The sequence below is a fragment of the Neisseria sp. P0009.S010 genome (genome assembly GCF_051958545.1).
Lineage (GTDB): Bacteria > Pseudomonadota > Gammaproteobacteria > Burkholderiales > Neisseriaceae > Neisseria > Neisseria subflava_A.
Genome location: NZ_JBQCVH010000003.1, coordinates 193,489 through 215,686 on the forward strand (window position 1 = coordinate 193,489; position 22,198 = coordinate 215,686).

Consider the following 22,198-nt stretch of genomic DNA (forward strand, 5'->3'; position numbering starts at 1 on the left):
TTCTCAGCCAAAGAATCTTTACTAAATTTAACTAAAATATAAACTAATTGATTTTTATAAAAATCCTATTAATTTTAGATTGGAATAAAACAGAATATATTTATTAATATCCATTAAGAATTTGATAATCATTATTAGAATAATTAGAATAAGCAGTCAATTTTTTACTTAGGAAAAATCATGAATAAGGTCTCCTCTCCTGTGTTCCGCCTTAGTCTCATTACACTCGCATTATCAACAAGCTTCGCTCATGCCGAAAATTTGCAACCCGCAGAAACTGCCGAGCTGAATGAAATTAAGGTCACCGGTACTGCCGTACCGACTCGTGTAACCCGCAACCAGCTCGACCGCGAAATTTCGACCGATTTAAAACAAGTCATGAAAGATCAAATCGGTATGGATGTTGGTGGCGGCAACGGCGTAGCACAGTTTTACAGCATCCGCGGCGTTGGTGAAGACAAAATTAACCTAGAAGTCGACAACACCAGCCAATCCACAAAAATCTTCCACCACCAAAGCCGCTTCCAGCTTGATCCTGCTCTGGTGAAAAGCATCAACGTCGAAAAAGGCACAGGCGCGGCGAGCGCGGGTTTGGGTGCGGTCGGCGGTACCATCCGCGTAACAACGGTTGACGCCAAAGACCTGCTGACCGACGGCAAACCTTTCGGTTTCAAACTGGGCGCAGGCTTGAGCAGCAATAAAGGCTCAACCGGCAGCGCAGCGGTTTACGGCTATCAAAACGGCTTCGATGCCCTGTTTGCAGGCAACTTCCTCAACAACCGTGACTACAAAGACGGCAACGGCAATGTCAATCTCGGCAGTCGTCTGAAACAGCACAGCTACCTCGCCAAACTCGGCTACGACTTCAACGACGACCACGGCATCCGCCTGACCTACCGTCAGGAATACCAAAAAGGCAACCGCACCGACAAAGCCGAGTTCCAAAACGTTGACAGCTACATCGGCGTGGACGGCACTTATCAAAAAGAGCAGACCTACAATCTGGAATACCGTGGCCGTAACGTCGGCTTTATCGACAAAATCGATGCCAACGTCTTCCAAATCAACACCGATGACACCAAACCGCCTAAAGGCGCTCCTTCTCCAAAAGCCCAAGCTTCCGGCACGGCGCAAGGCGGCGTTCCCATCGGTCAGCTTGAGCTAAGCAAAATCAAAGCGACCGGCGCGAATCTGAACCTCGCCAGCTCCTTCGGCGACGGACACATGGTGAAATACGGCGTCAACTACCGCTACGAAACCTCCGAGCCGTCCGACAAAGGCGCGTGGCTGAAGATTCTCGGCCTGTATGACCGCGACAAAGAGAAAAAAGCCGAATACGGCGTGTACGCGGAAGGCATTTGGAACCTGCACCCCGTTACCTTGACCACCGGCCTGCGTTACGACCATTTCAAATACAACGCCGCCAGCAAACAAAGCGCGTCGCACGGTCAACTCAACCCCAGCATCAGCGCGATTTGGGACATCAATGACAACTTCTCCCTCTTGGCAAACCTCAATCAGGCAAGCCGTGCGCCGCGTCTGAACGAAGCCCTGTTGGCTAACGAACGTGCAGGCGCTGCCGCCGATTTGGACAGCAACCTCAAAGCCGAAACCGCCCGCCGTGCTGAAATTGGCTTCAAATGGCGCAACGACAACTTCAACGTCAGCGGTAGCGTGTTCCACCAACGCATCAAAGACCTCATCGTCTATCGTTGGGCAAAAATCAACAACAACACCGCCTCCATCACCGAACGCGGCAAGATTTACAACGGCGGCACGCTCAAAACCTACGGCTACGAACTTGACGCATCCTACCGCTGGGGCGGTCTAATCGCGCGTGCCGGAGTGTCCTACGTCAAACCGCGTCTGAACGGCGAAATGTACTACGGCGAAAGCCCGATTCAAGCGGAAGACCACGAAAGCTCGTTCACCTTCTGGAACACCGGCCGCCAATGGCTGACCGGTCTGTCTTACCAGTTTGAAAACCCCAAACTTGAAATCGGCTGGCGCGGCCGCTACGCCCAAAGCGTGAAATACACCGACGTCGCCCGCGGACAAGGCACGATACACGGCAAGAAAGCCGGTTACGGCGTACACGACATCTACGCCAACTGGCAGCCGCTGAAAAAAGACAACCTGAACGTCAACTTCGCCGTCAACAACATCGGCAACAAACAATACCGTTCGCACAGCCAACGCTTCCCCGACGGCAACGGACGCGTGCCCTTCTACGAACGCGGCCGCGAGTTTGCCTTGGGCGTGAACTATCGTTTCTGATGATACGAACGACGTTATAAAGAAATTAAAGGCCGTCTGAAATTCAATTTTCAGACGGCCTTTTATAATTCGTAAATAATTTGATTTTAAAGTGTTTTCTCTCCCTTGCTAGTTACACAACGGATTATCCAGTCTTCAAATCGTCTCCATTGAACTTCTTTTCCGAATCGGTCATGATTTGATTCCTTCTGAAAACTGACTACTCATTCTTCCAATATAAATAAAATATTATATAGATCATCTTCAGTGCCGTCTGAAAATATCAGGCTGTATTTTTACATTTAACCATGCCGTTGGAGATTGATTCTATTTGTGCGTTTAAAAATACAATGCAAATATTCATTACACTTTTACTGTAAACCATTTGACAAAGTCATCTTTAAAGCTATAATATTTCTCATATATGATTTTTGTTATATATGTTTATTTATAGACAATCCATTCTTAAACAAGGAGCAATAAAATGAAACGAAACTTGGGTACTTTAGATCGCGTAATCCGTATTGTTATCGGTGTTGCGCTGATTGCTGCAGCCGCTACCGGACAAATTGGCTGGTGGGGTTGGCTGGGCATCATCCCCCTGGGTACAGCACTGATTGGCAACTGTGCGCTGTACAGCTTATTGGGCATCAACACCTGCCGTATCAACAAAAAATAACGAAGGCAAAACATGACTACGGTCGGACAACTCCCGCGAATTATGCCTTCCGAAGCAATGGCAAAAATCCGTGAGGGCGCGTTGGCAGTGGACATCCGAAGCCAAGCCGAATATCGGGGCGGGCATATTGGCGGCGCATTATCCCTTCCGCCTGAACAGTATCGAGACAAACTGCCCGATGATACAGCCCCATGCCTGATTTTTTATTGTCTGAGCGATAAACGTACAGCAGGGGCAGAAACAATATTGTCAGTGCTTGGCCAAGGTCGAGAATGCTATATTCTAGAAGGCGGCTTACAGGCATGGAAAGCTGCAGGGCTTTCAATTGTTGCCGACCGTGCCGCACCGGATATCATGCGGCAGGTGCAAACCATAGCGGGCAGTTTGATTCTGTTGGGCGTGCTGGCAGGTTGGCTGGTATCGCCTTGGTTTTATCTGATAGACGTGATGGTCGGCGCAGGCCTGTTAACGGCCGGACTAACCGGATTCTGCGGCATGGCACGCCTACTGGCCAAAATGCCATGGAACCCTTAAACAAAGGCCGTCTGAAAGTTACTGTCAAGGACATTATGACTGATAATTCGACCTCCTCATTTGCCGACAAGCGTGAAAAATGACCACTGCCGACAATCAACCTCCCTACGAAGAAGCCTCCGCTTTTCTCAAACTTCTGGCTAATCCCAACCGTCTCGCCGTATTGTGCAAACTACATGAAAGGCCGTACAATGTAACCGAGTTGGCTGAATCATCCGGACTGCCGCAAGCGGCAATGTCCAGCCAATTAGCGCTACTGCGTGAAGCCGGTTTGGTATCGTTTGAAGTAAACCACCGAGAGCGGCAATATTATATTGCCGACCCCCGAGTTAACGAGATGATACAGCTGCTGTATTTTTTTTTCTGTGCAGGAAAAGATTGAAATGTGGTTGTACTGCCTTAGAAAGGCTATTCGGAAAATTAACCTAAAAGGTCGTCTGAAAATTTTTCAGACGACCTTTTTATACTGCTTCTGTATTTACACTTAAAGCACGCGTACGTGCGTACCGCGCACACCCTACCTGCAGCTTTCATGCGGACTAATGCTTGCTGGTGATAAAGTTATTAAGGAATTTGTCAAATATGGAAAAGATTGAGAAATTTAAATCTGAATTATTGGATAACATCTTTGAGTACATTCAGTGTATATCCATTTTTGTCTATAAGAAAAAGATATATTATTTGATTGATTATAAGGCTAATTTCATATTAAACATGAAATTAGACTTAGATTTGGATTTTAAAAACGGTAATATTACGTTAGAACAGTATCAGGATGAAATGAATAGTTATTATTACCGAAACGGCATCTGGCAGTTAACTAAGGACAATTTTGAAAACTATCTTCAATCAGATTCGGTCGTCGTACTGGAAAAAGACGAATTGAAGGCGCTGATGTTACAGGGCTTTAATTTAAATGAGGCAGCAAGATTATATTCCGTTGTCGAGAACAAGTTGTCGTATGATGATCCTATTTCGGATTCTGGCCAACAAAGTGATTTCTTAAAAATCAATCAGATTTCTTCAAGATTACCGTTGTTCTATATTAATTTTGATACGGAAGTTTACCTTCATATGGATTGGGACAGATGTCATGAAGATTATGTCTATGATGGCTGGTTTTCTAAGGCAATGGACTTTGGGTATTTGATACCGGACGAATTTTGTTATTGGAAAATTGAAGGACGGGATTATTGGAAATTTCAGCAATTATAAAAATAAACAAACGATACAAGTCGTAGTCTGCCCAAAACTTGAAGGTGGGGCTGAGTTAGACAAGTGATATTTCGCATCATTTGATAAAAGGTCATCTGAAAGCCTGAAAATCGTTTCAGACGACTTTTTATTACGCTTAAAGCCCACGTTTGTGCGTGCCGTATACACTCTACTTACAGGTTTAATGCGGGCTAAGGCTTGCTTACACCCCTTCTAAAAATATTAAAAATTAAAAGCCACAGGAGATTCGAGATGTCGAGAGATATAGGTTTAAGTATAGATTTATCGATGAATAACAAAAAAATTTCTCGTTATGAAATACTGAAATATTTATGGGAGGATGGTTGGCGTTTTCTCGATAATGGACAATTTACTTATTTGCTGCTTGGTAATGACGACTGGGATTGGAATTCGGCCTCTATGTCGGAACAAGAAATTTTTGATTTTTTAAAAATCAAAAGTAATTCGGATGAAGTTATCGGGTTTGTAATGACATGGTCTGATACCAATATCGGTGGAGACGTCTTATTTTTTCCTAACTTTGAATTCTTATTCAGCATTAATATCAATATTAAGGAAATTTATAATAAAATAGTGGATATAAACTGGTATCTAATTAAATTACTGCCTGTTTTTGACAAGAATGGCGTTCTATATAATTCTATTGTCTATAATGAATACAGATAATTGCCGAAAATTTTGAAAAATTAAATGATGAAAAGCTAATTAATACAATTATATAATTGATTTAGTTAATATTTTTAAAAAAGAGCGTTAGGTGTAGGTCGGATTCTCGAATCCGACAGCTTCATGGGAGATTTTGTCGGATACAAGTATCCGACCTACAAATTTTGGATAAGGAAAGGTCGTCTGAAAATTTTTCAGACGACCTTTTCTTTATCAAACTCTACTTTGCTATCACCCTTTCTTTCAAAGTCTTCAATACGTTCTTCACTGTATTAATCCGCACTTCGATATTTTCCATCTCTGCGGTAAATCGCAGCTTATCCGTGCCGGCAAGGCGGTATTTTTTGTCGTTTTGAATCAGCAGGATGATTTCGGTTGGATCGACATTGTTGTTTTTGCCAAAAGTTACCGTTACCGCTTCGCTGGTCGCATCAATGGCATCAATGCCTAATTCTTTTGCCGCAAGCCGTAAGTGATGGCTTTCGATGAGGGTTTTGACGGGTTGTTCGGGCAGACCGAAGCGGTCGACGAGTTCTTCGTGTATGGCGTTGATTTGCTGAACGGTTTCGCAGACGGCGAGGCGTTTGTAGAGGACGAGCCGTTCGTGGATGTCGGGGCAATAGCTTTCGGGCAGCAGGGCGGGGCTGTGCAGTTTGATTTCGGTGGTGATGCCCAGCGGTGCGTCGAGGTCGGGCTGGCGGCCTTTTTTAAGGTCGCGCACGGCTTGTTTGAGCATTTCGGTGTAGAGCGTGAAGCCGACCTGTATCATTTCGCCGGATTGACCTTCGCCGAGGATTTCGCCTGCGCCGCGGATTTCCAAATCCTGCATGGCGAGGGTGAAACCTGCGCCGAGTTCGTCTGCCGCCGCGATGGCGTCGAGGCGTTTTTCTGCGTCTTTGGTGATGTATTCGGGCGTGAGCAGGTAGGCGTAGGCTTGGTGGTGGCTGCGGCCGACGCGCCCGCGAAGCTGGTGCAGTTGCGCCAGCCCGAATTTGTCGGCGCGGTTGATGATGATGGTGTTGGCGTTGGGGATGTCGATGCCGGTTTCGATGATGGTGGAACAGAGCAACACGTTAAATCGTTGCTGCAAAAAGTCGCGCATGACTTGTTCCAGCTCGCGCTCGCGCAGTTGTCCGTGCGCCACGCCGATGCGGGCTTCGGGCAGCAGGGTTTCCAGCCGCTCACGCATATTCTCAATCGTATCTACTTCATTGTGCAGGAAAAACACTTGTCCGCCGCGTTTGAGTTCGCGCAATACGGCTTCGCGCACGCTGCCTTCGCTGAAGGGTTTGACAAAGGTTTTGACGGCGAGGCGGCGGCTGGGCGCGGTAGTAATCAGTGAGAAGTCGCGCAGACCTTCGAGCGCCATGCTGAGGGTGCGTGGAATCGGTGTGGCGGTCATGGTGAGGATATCGACATTGGCGCGCAGGAGTTTGAGCTGCTCTTTTTGGCGCACGCCGAAACGGTGTTCTTCATCGATAATCACTAAACCTAAGTTTTTGAATTTGATGTCGTCTTGCACCAATTTGTGCGTACCGATAACAATATCGACCGTGCCGTCCGCCATGCCTTCGAGCGCGGCTTTGGTGGCTTTGCTGTTGTTGAAACGCGAAAGGCTAGCGACTTTCACAGGGAAATCGGCGAAACGGTCGGCAAAGTTTTGCGCGTGCTGCTCGACCAGAAGCGTGGTTGGGGCGAGTACGGCGACCTGTTTGCCACCCATCACCGCCACAAATGCGGCGCGCAGGGCAACTTCGGTTTTGCCGAAGCCGACATCGCCGCACACAAGGCGGTCCATCGGCTTCGCCTGTGTCAAATCTTTAATCACGGCGGCAATGGCGGCGGCCTGGTCTTCGGTTTCCTCGTAGCCGAAGCCATCGGCAAACGCCTGATAGTCCAACTCGTTGATTTCAAACTTATGTCCCGATTGGGCGGCGCGTTGGGCGTAGAGGTTGAGCAACTCGGCGGCGGTATCGCGCGCTTTTTCGGCGGCTTTGCGTTTCGCCTTGTTCCACGCGCCACTGCCGAGCTTGTGCAAAGTAACGTTTTCATGCGCCTGACCGGAGTAGCGGCTGATTAAATGCAGCTGCGAAACAGGCACATAAAGCTGCGCTTCGCCCGCATATTCGAGCAACATCATTTCGTTGGTTTCATCGCCCAAGTCCATTGTGACCAAGCCCATATACCGCCCGATGCCGTGTTCTTCGTGCACGACAGGGTCGCCAATATTGATTTCGGCAAGGTCGCGCAACAGGCCGTCTGAAACGGCGGCGTGTTTCTTACGATGATGTTTGCGCGAGCGGGCAACATATTGATAAAGATCGGATTCGGTAATGACCGCGATGTTTTGATCTTCTAATTTAAACCCGTAAGCTAACGGCGCCACTGTAATCATCAGCGGCTCATGCGCCGACAAAAAGCCCTGCCAGTCGGACACGCTTTTGGCTTTTAAGCCGTTTTGCTGCAAGAAGCCGAGCATGGTTTCGCGTCGTCCTAAACTTTCGGCGCACAGCAAAATCCGTCCGTCAAAGGCCGTCTGAAAATCTTTCAATGCCTGCAACGGCTCATCTGCTTGGCGGTTGACGGCCAAGTTTGGCAACGTATGTTCATCACCAAAAATATCCGGCAATACCTGACCATAATTTTTCAGACGGCCTGCAAAGACATCAGAAGAGAGATACAAATGCTGTGGAAGCAAAGGCGGATAGGTTTCGTCGCCCTGCGCCATGGCGTAACGCGATTTGACGTCGCTCCAAAAACGGTTTGCCTCGGCGTGAACGTCGCCCAAAGAGACAAACAGCGCATCTTCGCCGATATAGTCAAACAGCGTTTCCAGCTCGTTTTCAAAAAACAGCGGCAGATAGTATTCCACGCCCGCACCGAAATGGCCGTTGCTGACGGCTTTATATACGGCGGCATCGTTCGGATTGCCATCAACTTCCTCGCGGAAGCGGCTGCGGAAGATTTTTTGCGCCTCGCTGTCGGTGGGGAACTCGTGTGCCGGCAGCAGGCGGATTTCGGAAACGGGAGAAATGGTACGTTGCGTTTCGGTATCGAAGGTTTTAATGCTGTCGATTTCATCGTCAAACAAATCGATGCGGTAGGGCATTTCGCTGCCCATCGGGAACAAATCAACAATGCCGCCGCGCACGGCAAACTCGCCCGCCGCAACAACGTGGGAAACATGGTTATAACCCGCATCTACCAAATCGGTTTTCAGACGACCTATATCCAAAGTCTGCCCCGTTTTCAGCCAAAACGTGCGCCCTGCTAGAAACGGCACAGGTGGCAGCTTCTGCATCGCCGTAGCAACCGGTACGAACAACACGTCCGCCGTGCCGCTTTTAATCTGCCACAATGCCGACAAGCGCTCCGACACCAAATCCTGATGCGGTGAAAAACGCTCGTAAGGCAGCGTTTCCCAGTCAGGTAGGAACACGGCCGTATCGTGTGGACGGAAAAACAGCCAGGCCGTCTGAAGGCGTAGCGCCTGTTCCGCATCTTGGGTCAAGACAACCTTGAGCTGCTTATGCGGCAGATAACGCGCCAAAGCCAAAGGCAGCGAGCCTTGAGACAGATTGAGCCAACGGGATTTTTCACGGGGTTTGGGAATCGGATAGGTCATGATAAAACAGTTTGTAATAAATAAATACAAGCACCATAGGCCGTCTGAAAAATTTTCAGACGGCCTTTAGCGATCAAATCAATTTTCAATTTTACTGGATACAGGTTTAAAAGAATATAAGGCCTTACATTCAGACGGCCACGCCTGCTATTTTTCCAATAAATCCGGTTATCACCAATGCCGCAACGCCCCATATGCACACGCGCAAAACGGCAGGAACGACAGGCGCGCCGCCGAGTTTGGCGGAGGCATAGCCCAGTCCGGCCAGTCCGCACAAAGTGGAAACTGCCAAGGCTGGAACAATGGCGGTAGAAGCCGTCAACGCAACCAGTAAAGGCAAAATTGCGCCTGCACAAAATGAAGCGGCAGAAGCCAGCGCGGCCTGCATGGGTTGGGCGGCAGAGGCTTCGGTAATGCCGATTTCGTCACGTGCATGAGCGGCGAGTGCATCGTGTTCCATCAAGGCTTTGGCCACCTCTGTGGCGAGCGGGTCGGACAAACCGCGGCGGCGGTAAATTTCCGTCAGCTCTTCCAACTCCGCATCAGGATTATTTGCCAATTCGTAGCATTCTTTGTGTAAATCGGCTTTTTCCGTATCCAATTGGCTGGACACGGAAACGTACTCCCCCGCCGCCATTGATACTGCGCCCCCGATAAGCGCCGAAACGCCCGTCAACAGCAGGGTTTGGAAATCAGGCGCGGCAGCGGCTACGCCCGTTAACAGGGAGGCAGTGGAAATCAGGCCGTCATTGGCACCCAATACGCTTGCCCTAAGCCAGTTGTTGCGGTCGCTGAAATGGCGTTCGCTGTGGTATGAATACATATATGCTCCGATAAATTGGCTGTTTCCAGATGATGATAACATTGTATTGTTTTTTGAAATCCATGTCAGTTTATCCCTTCAAATCAAGCATTCTTAAATCTTTCTGCTGCCATTTCAAACCATAAAACCAATATTTCTCTTTGGATTTTTTCAGACGGCCTTAACGTTTTTATAAGCAAATTTATTGTTCCAAGTCATGGCATTATCACAAGGCAGTTTTGTGCTACTTGGTTTATCCGTTTAAAGATGCTATCTTTATGAATCTTTCCACTCCTCAATCCATTGAAAGGATGTATCATGGCCGAAGAAAACAAAATCAAAGTAAACGATTTGCCTGAAGATAAAAAAGAGCAAACCGAAGAAACCGAGCTGCCCGTTATCAACAACGAAGAAAAACGCGGCGGTCATGGCGAAGGCGGTTGCTGCGGCGCATGCGGCGGCTAAATCTTTCCGATAAAGCCTCCGAGGCCGTCTGAAAAGTCTTACTTTTCAGACGGCCTTTTCTTTTCTAAACACTTACAGGTAAATCAATGAAAGGATGTGGGAGAAGAATTTAAACCCAACCGCGTTTGTGCTACATTCACATCTTTACAAACCACAACAATCTGCACACGCAGACACACAAGGAAGAAAAAAATGTTTTGGTATATCGTTGGTTTTTTCGCCCTCATCGTTTCCCTGCTTTCCCTTTGGGTCAATGCCAGCGCATTCGGCATGGAAGAGGATGGCACGCCGCAATCCGAATATGAAAAAATGTTGGGCTTGGGTGCGAAATTGAAAGATAAAGAGACAGCCGCAAAAGAGCGTGAAGCAACGCGCTTTCATCCTGACGATTAAGCCTTATTAACTGGACAATCTTGCCGAACTGGGCTAATGTTCCAAACGCATAATGCACACCAACACAACTATACGAGAAGGTAAGAGAAATGACTGTACGAATCGAACACGATTTATTGGGCGACCGCGAGATCCCTGCTGAAGTATATTGGGGCATCCATACTTTGCGCGCCATTGAAAACTTTAAAATTTCCACACAAAAAATTTCCGACGTACCGCAATTTGTCCGCAGCATGGTCATGGTTAAAAAAGCCACCGCGCAAGCCAACGGCGCATTGGGTGCCATCAAGCCGGAAATCGCGGCCGCCATCGAAAAAGCCTGCGATGAAGTATTGGTCAAAGGCCGCTGCCTCGACCAATTCCCATCCGACGTTTATCAAGGCGGCGCCGGTACTTCGGTCAACATGAATACCAACGAAGTCATTGCCAACCTCGCATTGGAAGTCTTGGGTCACGAAAAAGGCCACTACGACATCGTCAATCCGATGGACCATGTCAACGCCAGCCAATCCACCAACGACGCCTACCCTACCGGCTTCCGCCTTGCCGTGTATTACAGCATCGGCGAATTGCTCGACAAACTGGCCATCCTGAAAAATGCCTTTGCCGCCAAAGCCGAAGAATTTAAAGACGTTTTGAAAATGGGCCGCACCCAGCTTCAAGATGCCGTGCCGATGACTGCCGGCCAAGAGTTTCAATCTTTCCAAGTGTTGCTGGAAGAAGAAATCCTCAACCTCGACCGTACCCGCTCCCTACTGCTTGAAGTCAACCTCGGTGCTACCGCCATCGGTACAGGTGTGAATACACCTAAAGGCTATGCGGCTTTAGTCGTTGAGAAACTTTCCGAAGTCAGCGGCCTGCCTTGCAAACTGACTGAAAACCTGATCGAGGCGACCTCCGACTGCGGCGCATATGTGATGGTACACGGCGCATTGAAACGCACAGCCGTCAAACTGTCCAAAATCTGTAACGACTTGCGCCTGCTCTCTTCCGGTCCGCGCGCCGGTTTGAAAGAAATCAACCTGCCTGAATTACAGGCCGGTTCTTCCATCATGCCTGCCAAAGTCAATCCCGTGATTCCTGAAGTCGTCAACCAAGTCTGCTTCAAAGTCATCGGCAACGACACCACCATCACTTTCGCAGCCGAAGCAGGTCAGTTGCAGCTGAACGTTATGGAGCCGGTAATCGCCCAATGTATGTTTGAAACCATTTCCCTCTTGGGCAATGCCGCGGTCAACCTGTCCGACAAATGCGTCAAAGGCATTACGGTCAACCGCGAAATCTGCGAACACTATGTCTTCAACTCCATCGGTTTGGTCACTTATCTGAACCCATACATCGGCCACCGCAATGGCGACTTGGTCGGCAAAATCTGCGCCCAAACCGGCAAAGGCGTGCGCGAAGTCGTATTGGAGCGCGGTCTGTTGAGCGAAGAAGAACTCAACCGCATCCTCTCTCCTGAAAACCTGATGAATCCTCATCTGTAATCAGGATTTGAAATCAAAGGCCGTCTGAAACTTTAAACGTTTAAAGTTTCAGACGGCCTTTCGCATTGATATTGATTTTTATCGAATTTTTTTGCGAAATTCAGAATTAAAAGATAGCCTGACCGTCAGGTTTGATTTAACATGGTGTTGCCCCAGCCTGTTTCCTCATTAAGGTTATGCCGGTAATGATGCCTCAAAAGGAACCGGATATTGGAATAACATCTTCATTTATTAGGAAAACCAGATGAATCAAATTACACGCGAACAAATGCTGCAAGTATTCGAAAATCGCTGCTCCACCCGTTATTACGATCCCAACAAAAAAATCAGCCAAGAAGATTTTGCAGCGATTCTAGAATTTGCCCGCCTCTCCCCAAGCTCCGTCGGCTCTGAGCCGTGGAAATTCTTGGTGATTCAAAACAAAGCCCTGCGTGAGAAAATCAAGCCTTTCAGCTGGGGGATGCAATCCCAACTGAACGACTGCAGCCATCTGGTGATTATCCTTGCCAAGAAAAATGCCCGTTACGATACCCCGTTCTTCCGCAGTGTTGCCGAACGCAGGGGCCTGCAAGGAGAGCAACTGGAAAAAGCGTTGGCAAGATACAAAAGCTTCCAAGAAACCGACATTAAAATTGCCGACGACCAACGCGCACTATTTGACTGGAGCGGCAAGCAGACCTATATTGCTTTGGCCAATATGCTTACAGGTGCAGCGGCCATCGGTATCGATTCCTGCCCAATCGAGGGCTTCAACTACGACAAAATGAACGAAGTATTGGCAGCAGAAGGCCTGTTTGATGCCAATGAATGGGGCGTATCCGTAGCGGCAACATTCGGCTATCGCGCCAAAGAAATCACCCAAAAATCACGCAAACCGATTGAAGAAATGGTGACTTGGGTCGAATAAGCAGTTTGTATTCTCAGGGCGGCAAATACCGCCCTTTTACTTTTCTAAAAAGAGAAGCAAATTCCGTAACAACAAATACTTCTAAATTTAAAATCTGAAGGCCGTCTGAAACCATGTGTCAGAAATCCTAGATTTCATTTCACACCGTTTCAGACGGCCTGATTTAATACGCTTCTACTTAAAACGATACTTTCAAACTGCCGTAGAAGGCGCGGCCATGTTCGTTGTAAGTTTGTGCTCCGGCAGTTGTGCGGTACAGTTTTTTGTCAAACAGATTGCTGATACCGCCACGGACAGCCACGCGTTTGTTCCAGTTGTAGCCTGCATTGATACCCCAAATACCGTAAGAGCCGACTTGGGTTTGGCTGTGTTCGGAAGACAACGCTGCTACGCCTGCACGAGGATTGCCGTTTTGTTCCAAACGGTTGACTGCCACGCTGCGCGGCTTGGTGCGGCCGTAGTGGGTAAAGGTCAGATTGGCATCGAAGCGTTCGTTCGGCGTCCAAGACAATGTGCTGTTGATGGTATGTTTCGGCACCAAAGACAATGGATTGCCTTGATAATCTTCAGATTTGTGCATATAAGTGAAATTGTTGCTCCACTTGAGTGTGTCATGCAACGGAATCACCAAGTTGCCTTCGATACCTGAAATAGTCGCTTTCGGCGTATTTTCCCATTGCAGGAGCCAGTTGCCAATATTGCTGGTGGCAATGAGCTGGTCGCCGATCACGATTTTATTGCGGTACGCGTTGTGGAAATAAGTCGCCGAAGCCTGCCAGCCGTTTTTGTTGAATTCAAGACCAATCTCTTTATTGATACTGGTTTCAGGTTTCAAATTGCCATTGCCCATGTAGTAGCAGCGGACACTGTTCGGCGCATTGAGCGGACAGCCTTGACCGCGTGTGTACAGGATAAAGTCAGGATTGGTTTGATACAGGTTTGGCGCTTTATACGCACGGGCAATACCGCCTTTGACCAACCAGTTTTCGCCGATTTGATGCGAGAAGTTCAAAGCCGGACTCCAATTTCTGCCGCTGTCGCTGTTGTGGTCGAAACGGATGGCCGGAATCAGATGGGTTTTGTCGGTCAATGAAATATTGTCTTCAACGTATGCCGCCCAGTTGCGTTGAGATGCCTTACCACCGCGCGTTGCGGAGATGCCGTTAAACGCATCGGTTTTGCCTTGGTCTTTAAATCCCTGAGTATTGGAGGCAGGATCGTCCAATTTGCTGTCAGTAAATTCTGCACCAACCGTCAACACGTTATCGACACCAAGTTTGAACGGAATATTCGCTTCGCTGCTGAAGCGCAGGTTTTTCAGACGGCTTTGAACAAAATCCAAGCCTGTATAGCTGCCTTCCGGACCACCGGCCAAACCTTCAGGCAAGTGGCTGTTGATTGTGCGCTCATAACTGATCACGTTTTTAGTATCGCCCCATTCCCATGCGCCGTCATGCGTTAAAGAATAAGCGGAACGGTATAAGCGGGCAGTTTCGGCTTTGCTGTCGGCCAAAGAATTAACCAAAGCAGAACGCGGATTGCTGTTTTGCGTATCGCCGTTGTAGATATTGCCCTGACGGCTGTAACTGCTGTCCAAAATCAGCGTTTGCGCTGGGCTGATTTTCCATTGCAGACGGCCTGCAATGTCTTTATTGCGTACACCTTCAACACCGGCCGCGCTGTCATTGCCGTGTCCGGCATTAATATCGGCAGCATCTGCATCCGTTTTATTCAGGTTGCCATAAATGCGGAAGCCCAAAGTATCTTGGATAATCGGACCGCTCAAATTAAAGCCGATACGGCGGGTTGCGCCCTCTTTGTTGTCTTGCGGCTGATTGGCGTAAAGATTGACTTGGCCTTTAAATTCTTTAGACACTTTTTTGGTAACAATATTGACCACGCCACCCATCGCGCCAGAGCCGTAACGTGTTGCCGCCGGACCGCGCAAGACGGTAATGGATTCAATCTCTTCAACCGGCACCCAGTTACTGTCGCCACGCGTATTGCGTTCACCACGCATACTAATACGCTCGGATTGGCGCGAATTAACCGGCTTGCCGTCAATCAAAATCAATGTATTTTCAGGGCCCATACCGCGCAAGTCGATTTGGCGTTTGTTGCCACGCTGACCCGTCGCCGTATTGCCGGTCAGGTTAACGCCCGGCATAGTGCGGACAAATTCGGAAATATCATTGGCTGCAGGGCGTTTGTCGATGTCGTCTTTAGAAATACGCGATACGCCGAGCGACTGTTGCAACTGCTTCTCGGCAGTAACGTAAACGGTATCGACTTCAGCCTGTTCAACAGCTTTCTCTTCAGCTGCGTGTGAGAATGCACTAATTAACGCCAAAGGCAAAATAGCGAGTGTGAATGTTTTCATTGCATTGTTTCTCTTGGTTTTGTTTGTTTAAAATCAAAATAAAAATTATTCGAGATTTTAAATAACCTTAACAGAGTTTTCAACGCAATTAAGAGTGATTTACAATTAAAAGTTAAATTGTGCTAATAAAAATAACAAATACCAAACAACTAAAAAGGCCGTCTGAACCAGTATGAAACGAAATCCGAGATTCCTATCATACCGTTCAGACGGCCTTATTCAATTTTTAATTATTTGCCTGCTGCTTTTTGCAGAAGAGCATACAATTCGTCTTTGAGTTTGAGTTTGGCTTTTTTCAGCTCTTCAATCTCTTCGGCACCGCTGGTAACAGGGTTGTTAACCAAACCGGTGATTTTATCGTCCAGCTCATTGTGCTCGTCAAACAAACGGGCAAAGTGTGCATCTTCTTGTTTCAATTTAGAAATCAAATCGCGATATTCTGGAAACATTTTGTTTTCCTCTCTTGTTAATTAAATAAAAAAGTACTGCGGTCAAAAACTAGGACGAATCAATCTTTAGCTTCATTATAACAAACACGGGCGTTTTATCCAGTCTTTTTTAAGTCGAAACTGTTTTACATCAAAATTAATAATATCAACATAAGTTAGCGCCAAAATAGAAAGAAACGGCTTTATAGACGGCTTACCGACTTGGGCATACAATCGGGCTTATGCGTTTACACAATGGCCGAACCACCCTATTCCGTCATATCAACGGCATGGACGGACAATTTATCCTGCTTGAAAACCATCCTTCATGGATGCCGGTCAATGATGCCGATTTCAACCATGCCGCCCCCTTGCCCGACGGTTTGGCCGTACACGAAGAATCGTTTTATCCATTTGAAAAAATAGATGCTGCCGAATCGGCAGACAATATCAAAATCTTCAGCGAAGAAGCTCTACGGCTGGAGAAAGAACGATTAAATGCGGTAGCCTTGGTAGAACTGGCAAAAAATCTTAAAGCCGCCCAAGCCGAAGCCGATTTGGTCGCGCTTCTGGAAAAAATGGATTTTCATTTAAAACAAGATGATATTTTCAAATAAACCCTTCAATCTCAGGCCGTCTGAAACCAAACACCCGACACAATTGTTGACAATGCAAGAAAAATAGTTCATCTTGAACCAATTCGCAGCACTCCATCCTATATTTTCAGCCCATCACAAAGGAATCGAGAACATGTTTTCAAAAAGCGTTACCCTCGCACAATATGACCCCGATTTGGCAGCAGCCATCGCCCAAGAAGACAAGCGCCAGCAAGACCACGTCGAGCTAATCGCCTCTGAAAACTACGTCAGCTGTGCCGTTATGGAAGCCCAAGGTTCGCAATTGACCAACAAATACGCCGAAGGCTATCCTGGCAAACGCTACTACGGTGGCTGCGAATACGTTGATATTGTCGAACAATTGGCGATTGACCGCGCTAAAGAGTTGTTTGGCGCAGAATATGTCAATGTCCAACCGCACTCCGGCTCGCAAGCCAACCAAGCCGTATATGCTTCAGTTTTGAAACCGGGCGACACCATTTTGGGCATGTCTCTGGCACACGGCGGCCACTTGACCCATGGCGCAAGCGTTAACATCTCCGGCAAACTCTACAACGCCATTACTTATGGTTTGGATGAAAACGAAGTTCTCGATTATGCCGAAGTAGAACGCTTGGCGCTTGAACACAAACCTAAAATGATTGTGGCCGGCGCATCTGCCTATGCGCTACAAATCGATTGGGCAAAATTCCGCGAAATCGCCGATAAAGTCGGCGCATACCTCTTTGTCGACATGGCGCACTATGCCGGCCTGATTGCCGGCGGCGAATATCCTAACCCCGTACCATTCTGCGACTTCGTAACCACCACCACCCACAAAACCCTGCGCGGCCCTCGCGGCGGTGTGATTTTGTGCCGTGACAATACCCACGAAAAAGCGCTGAACTCTTCTATCTTCCCAAGCCTGCAAGGTGGTCCGTTGATGCACGTTATCGCTGCCAAAGCCGTGGCGTTTAAAGAAGCGTTGCAACCTGAGTTCAAACAATACGCAAAACAAGTGAAAATCAATGCTGCCGCTATGGCGGAAGAGTTGGTTAAACGCGGTTTGCGCATCGTTTCCGGCCGTACTGAAAGCCACGTTTTCCTCGTTGACCTGCAACCGATGAAAATCACCGGCAAAGCCGCCGAAGCCGCTTTGGGCAAAGCTCATATCACCGTCAACAAAAACGCCATCCCGAACGATCCGGAAAAACCATTCGTTACCTCCGGCATCCGCATCGGCTCCGCCGCCATGACCACACGCGGCTTTAACGAAGCCGACGCGCGCGTATTGGCAAACTTGGTTGCCGACGTATTGGCCAACCCTGAAGACGAAGCCAACCTCGCCAAAGTCCGCGAACAAGTGACTGCTTTGTGCAATAAATATCCGGTTTACGGCGCATAAGCATTTCGCCTTGGATAAAATAACAGGCCGTCTGAAACTTCAGACGGCCTTTTTTTATTGCAACTTTCTTTTAAATTTCAAAACTGTTTGTTTCACTGACTTTGCGTATCATGCCTGCTGCGACAGTATGGTTGGTGGCTTCGTCAATCAAAATAAACGCGCCTTGTGCATGGTTGTCTTCGTATGCGGCAGCAGAAAGCGGCTGCTGGGTTTTGAGGCTGACGCTGCCGATGTCGTTGAGCTTGAGCGTTTCGGCGGATTCGACGCGGCTGAGGGTGTTCACGTCCCAAACATAGGCAATTTCGCTGATTTTTACGGGCGTGGTTTGGGTAGTGTGCTTCAGCAAATATTTGCGGCGCAGATTGAGCGGAATATCGTCAAACCAGCAAAGCGCGGCTTGAAATTGTTGTTCGGGAACAATGGCGCTGTCGGCTGAAACAATACTGTTGCCGCGTGAAATATCGATATCGGTATCCAAAACGACAGTCAACACTTCCCCTGCCTCGGCAGATTCGGTTTTGCCGTTTGGATTGTAGATTTCGGCGATTTTGGCGGTGTGTCCGCTAGGCAGGACTTTGATTTCGTCTCCGGTTTTCAGACGACCTGCTTCCAGCCTGCCTTGATAGCCGCGGAAGTCGTCGCTGCTGCTGCCGTCTTGCCGTGCGACGCGCTGTACGGGGAAGTGGGTGGCTTGGTCGGCGGCGTTTTGGCGGTTGACAGGCAGGCTTTCAAGCAAAGGCAAAAGCGGCAAACCTTGATACCACGGGGTTTGGCTGCTGGCATTGACGATATTGTCGCCTTTCAAGGCGCTGATGGGCAGGAAGTGGATTTGTGCTTGGAGGCCGATTTGTTCCGCCAGTTTGCGGTAGGCTTCGGTAATGGCTTGATATTTGGCTTCGTCAAAGTCGAGCAAGTCGAGTTTGTTCACGGCGACGATGATGTTGGGGCAGCCCAAGAGTTTCAGAATTGCGCTGTGGCGTTTGGTTTGGGGCAGGAGGACAGGTTCATTACCTGAAAAATCGACGCGTGTGGCATCAACCAAAATAATGGCGGCATCGGCAGTCGATGCGCCGGTAACCATATTACGCGTGTATTGCTCATGTCCCGGCGTATCGGCAATGATGAATTTGCGTTTGGGCGTGGCGAAATAACGATAGGCCACGTCAATGGTAATGCCTTGTTCGCGCTCGGCGGCAAGGCCGTCTGTCAGGCTGGCAAAGTCGGGCGTTTCACCGTTTTCGGCAGCACGGTTAAGCTTGTCAATCTGGTCGGTCAGTAAGGTTTTGCTGTCGTAGAGCAGGCGGCCGATGAGGGTGGATTTGCCGTCATCGACACTGCCGGCGGTAATGAAGCGCAAAAGCGGAGCGGAAGCTGCGGTCATGATTCTTTTCCATTTCTCGTGATTTCTCAAACTGACTGCTACTTTAAACAGGCCGTCTGAAAATGGGAAAGAATGTTTGGTTGTTAAAAAAGCTGTTTTCGTTATATCGCGAAGCTATGGGATATTGCCTCACGCCATCTGTTTTCTCCGGGTCGCCAACCAACACACAATCGACCCTAAGCACACCATTCCCGCACCCTGCCAAAACGTCATGGACAAAGGCGCGCTGATCAAAAACGAGGACACTACCGCAGACAATACCGGAATGAAATAAGATGCACCCGCCAATACGGTCAGGTTGCCACGCGAAATACCGATATTCCACACTGCATAGCCCAAGCCCATACAAGACGCGGCGGCAACGGCATAGCCGAGCGATACAGAATCAAAACTCAACGTATCCGCGCCGCTGAGAAAATACTCTATCCACAACAGTATAGACACCAGCGCAAAGAAGAAGCCGACGCTGCTGCCTTCCGCTTTCACGCGCGCCGTCAGCGTACAATATGCCGCCCAAAACACTGCGTCCGCAAATGCCATGATGTAGCCGCCGGGATTGGTGCGGACATTGTGGTAAATACCGTAAACCGACAAACCGACATCGCCGCCCAATACAGTGGCAATCCCTAAAAACGACAGCACAAAGCCGATGACTATCCACCATTTTGACGGCTGTTTGTTGAAATATACCGCCCCGACGATGGTAAACGTCGGCCACAAATAATTGACCATGCCGATTTCCACCGCCTGTCTTGCGTTTTGCGCGAAACCGACCGACAGCGACAAACATAATTCGCAGCCGACAAAAAACACGCTTGCCCAAAACAAATAGCTGCGGTTGTAATTGCGCAAATGCGGCCGGCCGAAAATCAGCCAAATCAATACGGTGGACAAGGTGTACATCATTGCCGCGCCGCCCACTGCCCCCATATGCAGACTCAAAGAGCGTATCAGAGAAATGACGAAGCTCCACAAGGCAACGGCAAGCAGCCCGATGGCAGTGGCTTGTTTGGATGAAATATTTTGAGATAAGAAATGAATCATGGCGTATGTGTTGAAGATGGTTTTATTAGGTTTATCGTAGTTTGAATATATCGTTTCTACATTAATTATTTTAACGGTTTCAAGGCCGTCTGAAAATGATTGTTTCAGACGGCCTTCTATTTGCAATTAGTCCTAAACATGACTATAATCCACACCCAATTAGTCAATATTGAGACCAATTTATGAATCAGCTCGACTAACTCGGCATGCGTATCAGCCACATAGACAGCGCGTTTGATCAATGGATTAAACAGCAAAACACCAACTACAATACCTTTGCCGTTCTCTACACCTTGGCCACCGAAGGCAGCCGCACTCAAAAATACATAGGCGAAGAATGGAGCCTGCCCAAGCAAACCGTTTCCGGCACATGCAAAACGCTGGCAGAACAAGGCTTGCTGATATTTCACAAAAGCGAACAAGACAAACGCGAACGCTTATTATCGCTGACCGAGCAAGGCAAGAAATCTGCCGCCCCATTGGTGCAAAACATGCAGGAATTCAGCAAACGAATTTTTACCGCCTTCGGTGAAAAACGTGCAGCCCGACTGTTTGCCGATTTGGACGCATTGGCCGAATTAATGGCGCAAACCCTCAATACTAAATAAGGAGGGCAACCATGTGGAAAATGTTGAAACACATCGGTCAAACACACCGCCGCAAACTAATCACAACCTTCTCTCTCGTCGGCTTGGATAATCTGCTCTTGCTGGTATATCCCGTGTTTGGCGGCTGGGCGATTAATGCCGTTATGGAAGGCAACGTCTGGCAGGCAATGTTGTATGGTGTGGTGGTTTTATTAATGTGGATAATCGGTGCCGCCCGCAGGATAGCCGATACGCGCACATTTACCCAGATCTATACTGAAATAGCCGTCCCGGTCGTTTTGGAACAGCGCAAGCGAGAAGTACCGCATTCCGCCATTACTGCACGCGTCGCCCTATCGCGTGAGTTTGTCAGTTTTTTTGAAGAACACCTGCCCATCGCTGCTACTTCGCTGGTCTCCATCTTCGGTGCATGTATGATGTTGCTGATATTGGAATTTCGGGTGGGCGTATTGGCTGTCGCGATACTTGCCCTGTTTTTATGGTTGCTGCCGCGTTTTGCCGCCATCAGCGAAAACCTATATTTCCGTTTAAACAACCGGCTTGAACGCGACAATCACTTTATCCGCGACGGCAACGAACATCAGCTCTACCGCCACTACGGCTGGGTTGCCAAACTACGCGTGCTGATTTCCAACCGCGAAGCCTTAGGCTATCTCAGTATCGGCATAGCGATGAGCATATTGTTCGGCTTCGCCTTTATACACATGACACTTAAAGGCTATGGCAGTGCCGGCCATATCTATTCCGTCAGCACTTATTTATGGATGTTTGCAATGAGCTTGGACGATGTACCGCGCTTGGTCGAACAATACTCCAATTTAAAAGATATCGGACAACGCGTTGAACTCTCGGAAGAAAACAATCTTTCCAAGGCCGTCTGAAACCTTAACACACTATCAGGATATATTATGAGTTGGTTTTATTTAATCTTAGCCGGTATGCTGGAAATCGGCTGGCCATTGGGCTTAAAGCTGGCACAACAGGAAGGCTACCGCTGGCATGGCTTTGCCGCCGCTTTTGCCTGCATCGCCGGTAGCGGATACCTCCTTTACCTTGCCCAAAAAAGTATTCCGATGGGTACAGCCTACGCCGTCTGGACAGGCATAGGCGCGGCAGGGGCATTTTTAGTGGGAGTTGTATTTTTCAACGATGCCGCCAATATCGGCCGCTGGCTCGGCGCATTTCTCATCATCTCCGGCGTCGTAGTGATGAAACTCTCCAGCGGAAACTGAAAATCTCGTTTCTATCCAATCCAAGGCCGTCTGAATATGCTTGTTCAGACGGCCTAATACCTTCCCGAATATAA

Annotated in this window: 21 protein-coding genes; 15 read left to right on the forward strand and 6 right to left on the reverse strand. The window is 48.4% G+C overall.

Features of this window, described 5'->3' with window-relative positions:
* Positions 1 to 180 precede the first annotated feature (180 nt).
* From ACTHSN_RS04405 to ACTHSN_RS04430, 6 genes are all read left to right on the forward strand, one after another.
* Entirely contained in the window at positions 181 to 2,277 is a 2,097-nt protein-coding gene (locus tag ACTHSN_RS04405; RefSeq protein ID WP_440365112.1) for a TonB-dependent receptor plug domain-containing protein, read from the forward strand.
* A 463-nt stretch (positions 2,278 to 2,740) separates the two neighbouring features.
* Positions 2,741 to 2,935 carry a YgaP family membrane protein gene (locus ACTHSN_RS04410; protein ID WP_003685761.1) on the forward strand — a complete coding sequence of 65 codons (195 nt, stop codon included), beginning with the start codon at positions 2,741 to 2,743 and terminating at the stop codon, positions 2,933 to 2,935.
* A 12-nt stretch (positions 2,936 to 2,947) separates the two neighbouring features.
* Positions 2,948 to 3,469 (forward strand): rhodanese-like domain-containing protein, encoded by a 522-nt coding sequence (locus ACTHSN_RS04415; RefSeq protein WP_070461697.1) that lies wholly within the window; start codon positions 2,948 to 2,950, stop codon positions 3,467 to 3,469.
* A 79-nt stretch (positions 3,470 to 3,548) separates the two neighbouring features.
* A complete protein-coding gene (locus tag ACTHSN_RS04420) occupies positions 3,549 to 3,851 on the forward strand; it encodes an ArsR/SmtB family transcription factor (RefSeq protein ID WP_070461695.1) in 303 nt (100 codons plus the stop codon).
* Positions 3,852 to 4,051: 200 nt separating this feature from the next.
* A complete protein-coding gene (locus ACTHSN_RS04425) occupies positions 4,052 to 4,684 on the forward strand; it encodes a hypothetical protein (RefSeq protein WP_107768975.1) in 633 nt (210 codons plus the stop codon).
* Between the two features lie 252 nt (positions 4,685 to 4,936).
* Complete coding sequence (locus ACTHSN_RS04430; RefSeq protein WP_225905482.1) at positions 4,937 to 5,371, forward strand: hypothetical protein; 435 nt, start codon at positions 4,937 to 4,939, stop codon at positions 5,369 to 5,371.
* A gap of 220 nt (positions 5,372 to 5,591) precedes the next feature.
* Here ACTHSN_RS04430 and mfd read toward each other — a convergent pair whose 3' ends face one another.
* The gene (gene mfd, locus ACTHSN_RS04435; RefSeq protein ID WP_440365113.1) at positions 5,592 to 8,996 is read right to left on the reverse strand and encodes a transcription-repair coupling factor; all 3,405 of its coding nucleotides are present in this window, start codon (positions 8,994 to 8,996) and stop codon (positions 5,592 to 5,594) included.
* A 130-nt stretch (positions 8,997 to 9,126) separates the two neighbouring features.
* On the reverse strand, positions 9,127 to 9,819 hold the full coding sequence (locus tag ACTHSN_RS04440) for a VIT1/CCC1 transporter family protein (protein ID WP_070461694.1): 693 nt from the start codon (positions 9,817 to 9,819) through the stop codon (positions 9,127 to 9,129).
* Positions 9,820 to 10,116: 297 nt separating this feature from the next.
* Between ACTHSN_RS04440 and ACTHSN_RS04445 the strand changes: the two genes are divergently transcribed.
* The 4 genes from ACTHSN_RS04445 (at position 10,117) to ACTHSN_RS04460 (ending at position 13,050) form a co-directional block, all read left to right on the forward strand.
* A complete protein-coding gene (locus ACTHSN_RS04445; protein WP_049336812.1) occupies positions 10,117 to 10,263 on the forward strand; it encodes a hypothetical protein in 147 nt (48 codons plus the stop codon).
* A gap of 192 nt (positions 10,264 to 10,455) precedes the next feature.
* Positions 10,456 to 10,656, forward strand: coding sequence for a hypothetical protein (locus tag ACTHSN_RS04450; RefSeq protein WP_070461692.1), 201 nt, complete (start codon positions 10,456 to 10,458; stop codon positions 10,654 to 10,656).
* A gap of 89 nt (positions 10,657 to 10,745) precedes the next feature.
* The gene (gene aspA / locus ACTHSN_RS04455) at positions 10,746 to 12,143 is read left to right on the forward strand and encodes an aspartate ammonia-lyase (protein ID WP_070461690.1); all 1,398 of its coding nucleotides are present in this window, start codon (positions 10,746 to 10,748) and stop codon (positions 12,141 to 12,143) included.
* Between the two features lie 244 nt (positions 12,144 to 12,387).
* On the forward strand, positions 12,388 to 13,050 hold the full coding sequence (locus ACTHSN_RS04460) for an NAD(P)H-dependent oxidoreductase (RefSeq protein WP_070461688.1): 663 nt from the start codon (positions 12,388 to 12,390) through the stop codon (positions 13,048 to 13,050).
* 178 nt (positions 13,051 to 13,228) lie between these two features.
* Here the strand turns inward: ACTHSN_RS04460 and ACTHSN_RS04465 are convergent, their stop codons facing one another.
* Both ACTHSN_RS04465 and ACTHSN_RS04470 read right to left on the reverse strand, forming a co-directional pair.
* A complete protein-coding gene (locus ACTHSN_RS04465; RefSeq protein WP_070461685.1) occupies positions 13,229 to 15,430 on the reverse strand; it encodes a FepA family TonB-dependent siderophore receptor in 2,202 nt (733 codons plus the stop codon).
* A 230-nt stretch (positions 15,431 to 15,660) separates the two neighbouring features.
* Complete coding sequence (locus tag ACTHSN_RS04470) at positions 15,661 to 15,879, reverse strand: YdcH family protein (RefSeq protein WP_003685475.1); 219 nt, start codon at positions 15,877 to 15,879, stop codon at positions 15,661 to 15,663.
* A gap of 221 nt (positions 15,880 to 16,100) precedes the next feature.
* Between ACTHSN_RS04470 and ACTHSN_RS04475 the strand changes: the two genes are divergently transcribed.
* Positions 16,101 to 16,475 (forward strand): hypothetical protein, encoded by a 375-nt coding sequence (locus ACTHSN_RS04475; RefSeq protein WP_070461683.1) that lies wholly within the window; start codon positions 16,101 to 16,103, stop codon positions 16,473 to 16,475.
* 133 nt (positions 16,476 to 16,608) lie between these two features.
* Complete coding sequence (gene glyA / locus ACTHSN_RS04480) at positions 16,609 to 17,859, forward strand: serine hydroxymethyltransferase (RefSeq protein WP_004520001.1); 1,251 nt, start codon at positions 16,609 to 16,611, stop codon at positions 17,857 to 17,859.
* A gap of 70 nt (positions 17,860 to 17,929) precedes the next feature.
* Here the strand turns inward: glyA and ACTHSN_RS04485 are convergent, their stop codons facing one another.
* Both ACTHSN_RS04485 and yddG read right to left on the reverse strand, forming a co-directional pair.
* Entirely contained in the window at positions 17,930 to 19,240 is a 1,311-nt protein-coding gene (locus tag ACTHSN_RS04485) for a sulfate adenylyltransferase subunit 1 (RefSeq protein WP_440365114.1), read from the reverse strand.
* A gap of 129 nt (positions 19,241 to 19,369) precedes the next feature.
* A complete protein-coding gene (gene yddG, locus ACTHSN_RS04490) occupies positions 19,370 to 20,284 on the reverse strand; it encodes an aromatic amino acid DMT transporter YddG (protein WP_440365115.1) in 915 nt (304 codons plus the stop codon).
* Between the two features lie 206 nt (positions 20,285 to 20,490).
* Here yddG and ACTHSN_RS04495 point away from each other — a divergent pair, with 206 nt between their 5' ends.
* The 3 genes from ACTHSN_RS04495 to ACTHSN_RS04505 are packed head-to-tail and all read left to right on the forward strand — an operon-like array spanning position 20,491 to position 22,124.
* The gene (locus ACTHSN_RS04495; RefSeq protein ID WP_440365116.1) at positions 20,491 to 20,892 is read left to right on the forward strand and encodes a MarR family winged helix-turn-helix transcriptional regulator; all 402 of its coding nucleotides are present in this window, start codon (positions 20,491 to 20,493) and stop codon (positions 20,890 to 20,892) included.
* Between the two features lie 11 nt (positions 20,893 to 20,903).
* On the forward strand, positions 20,904 to 21,773 hold the full coding sequence (locus ACTHSN_RS04500; protein ID WP_440365117.1) for an ABC transporter six-transmembrane domain-containing protein: 870 nt from the start codon (positions 20,904 to 20,906) through the stop codon (positions 21,771 to 21,773).
* A 27-nt stretch (positions 21,774 to 21,800) separates the two neighbouring features.
* On the forward strand, positions 21,801 to 22,124 hold the full coding sequence (locus tag ACTHSN_RS04505) for a DMT family transporter (RefSeq protein WP_070646415.1): 324 nt from the start codon (positions 21,801 to 21,803) through the stop codon (positions 22,122 to 22,124).
* Positions 22,125 to 22,198: the final 74 nt, after the last annotated feature.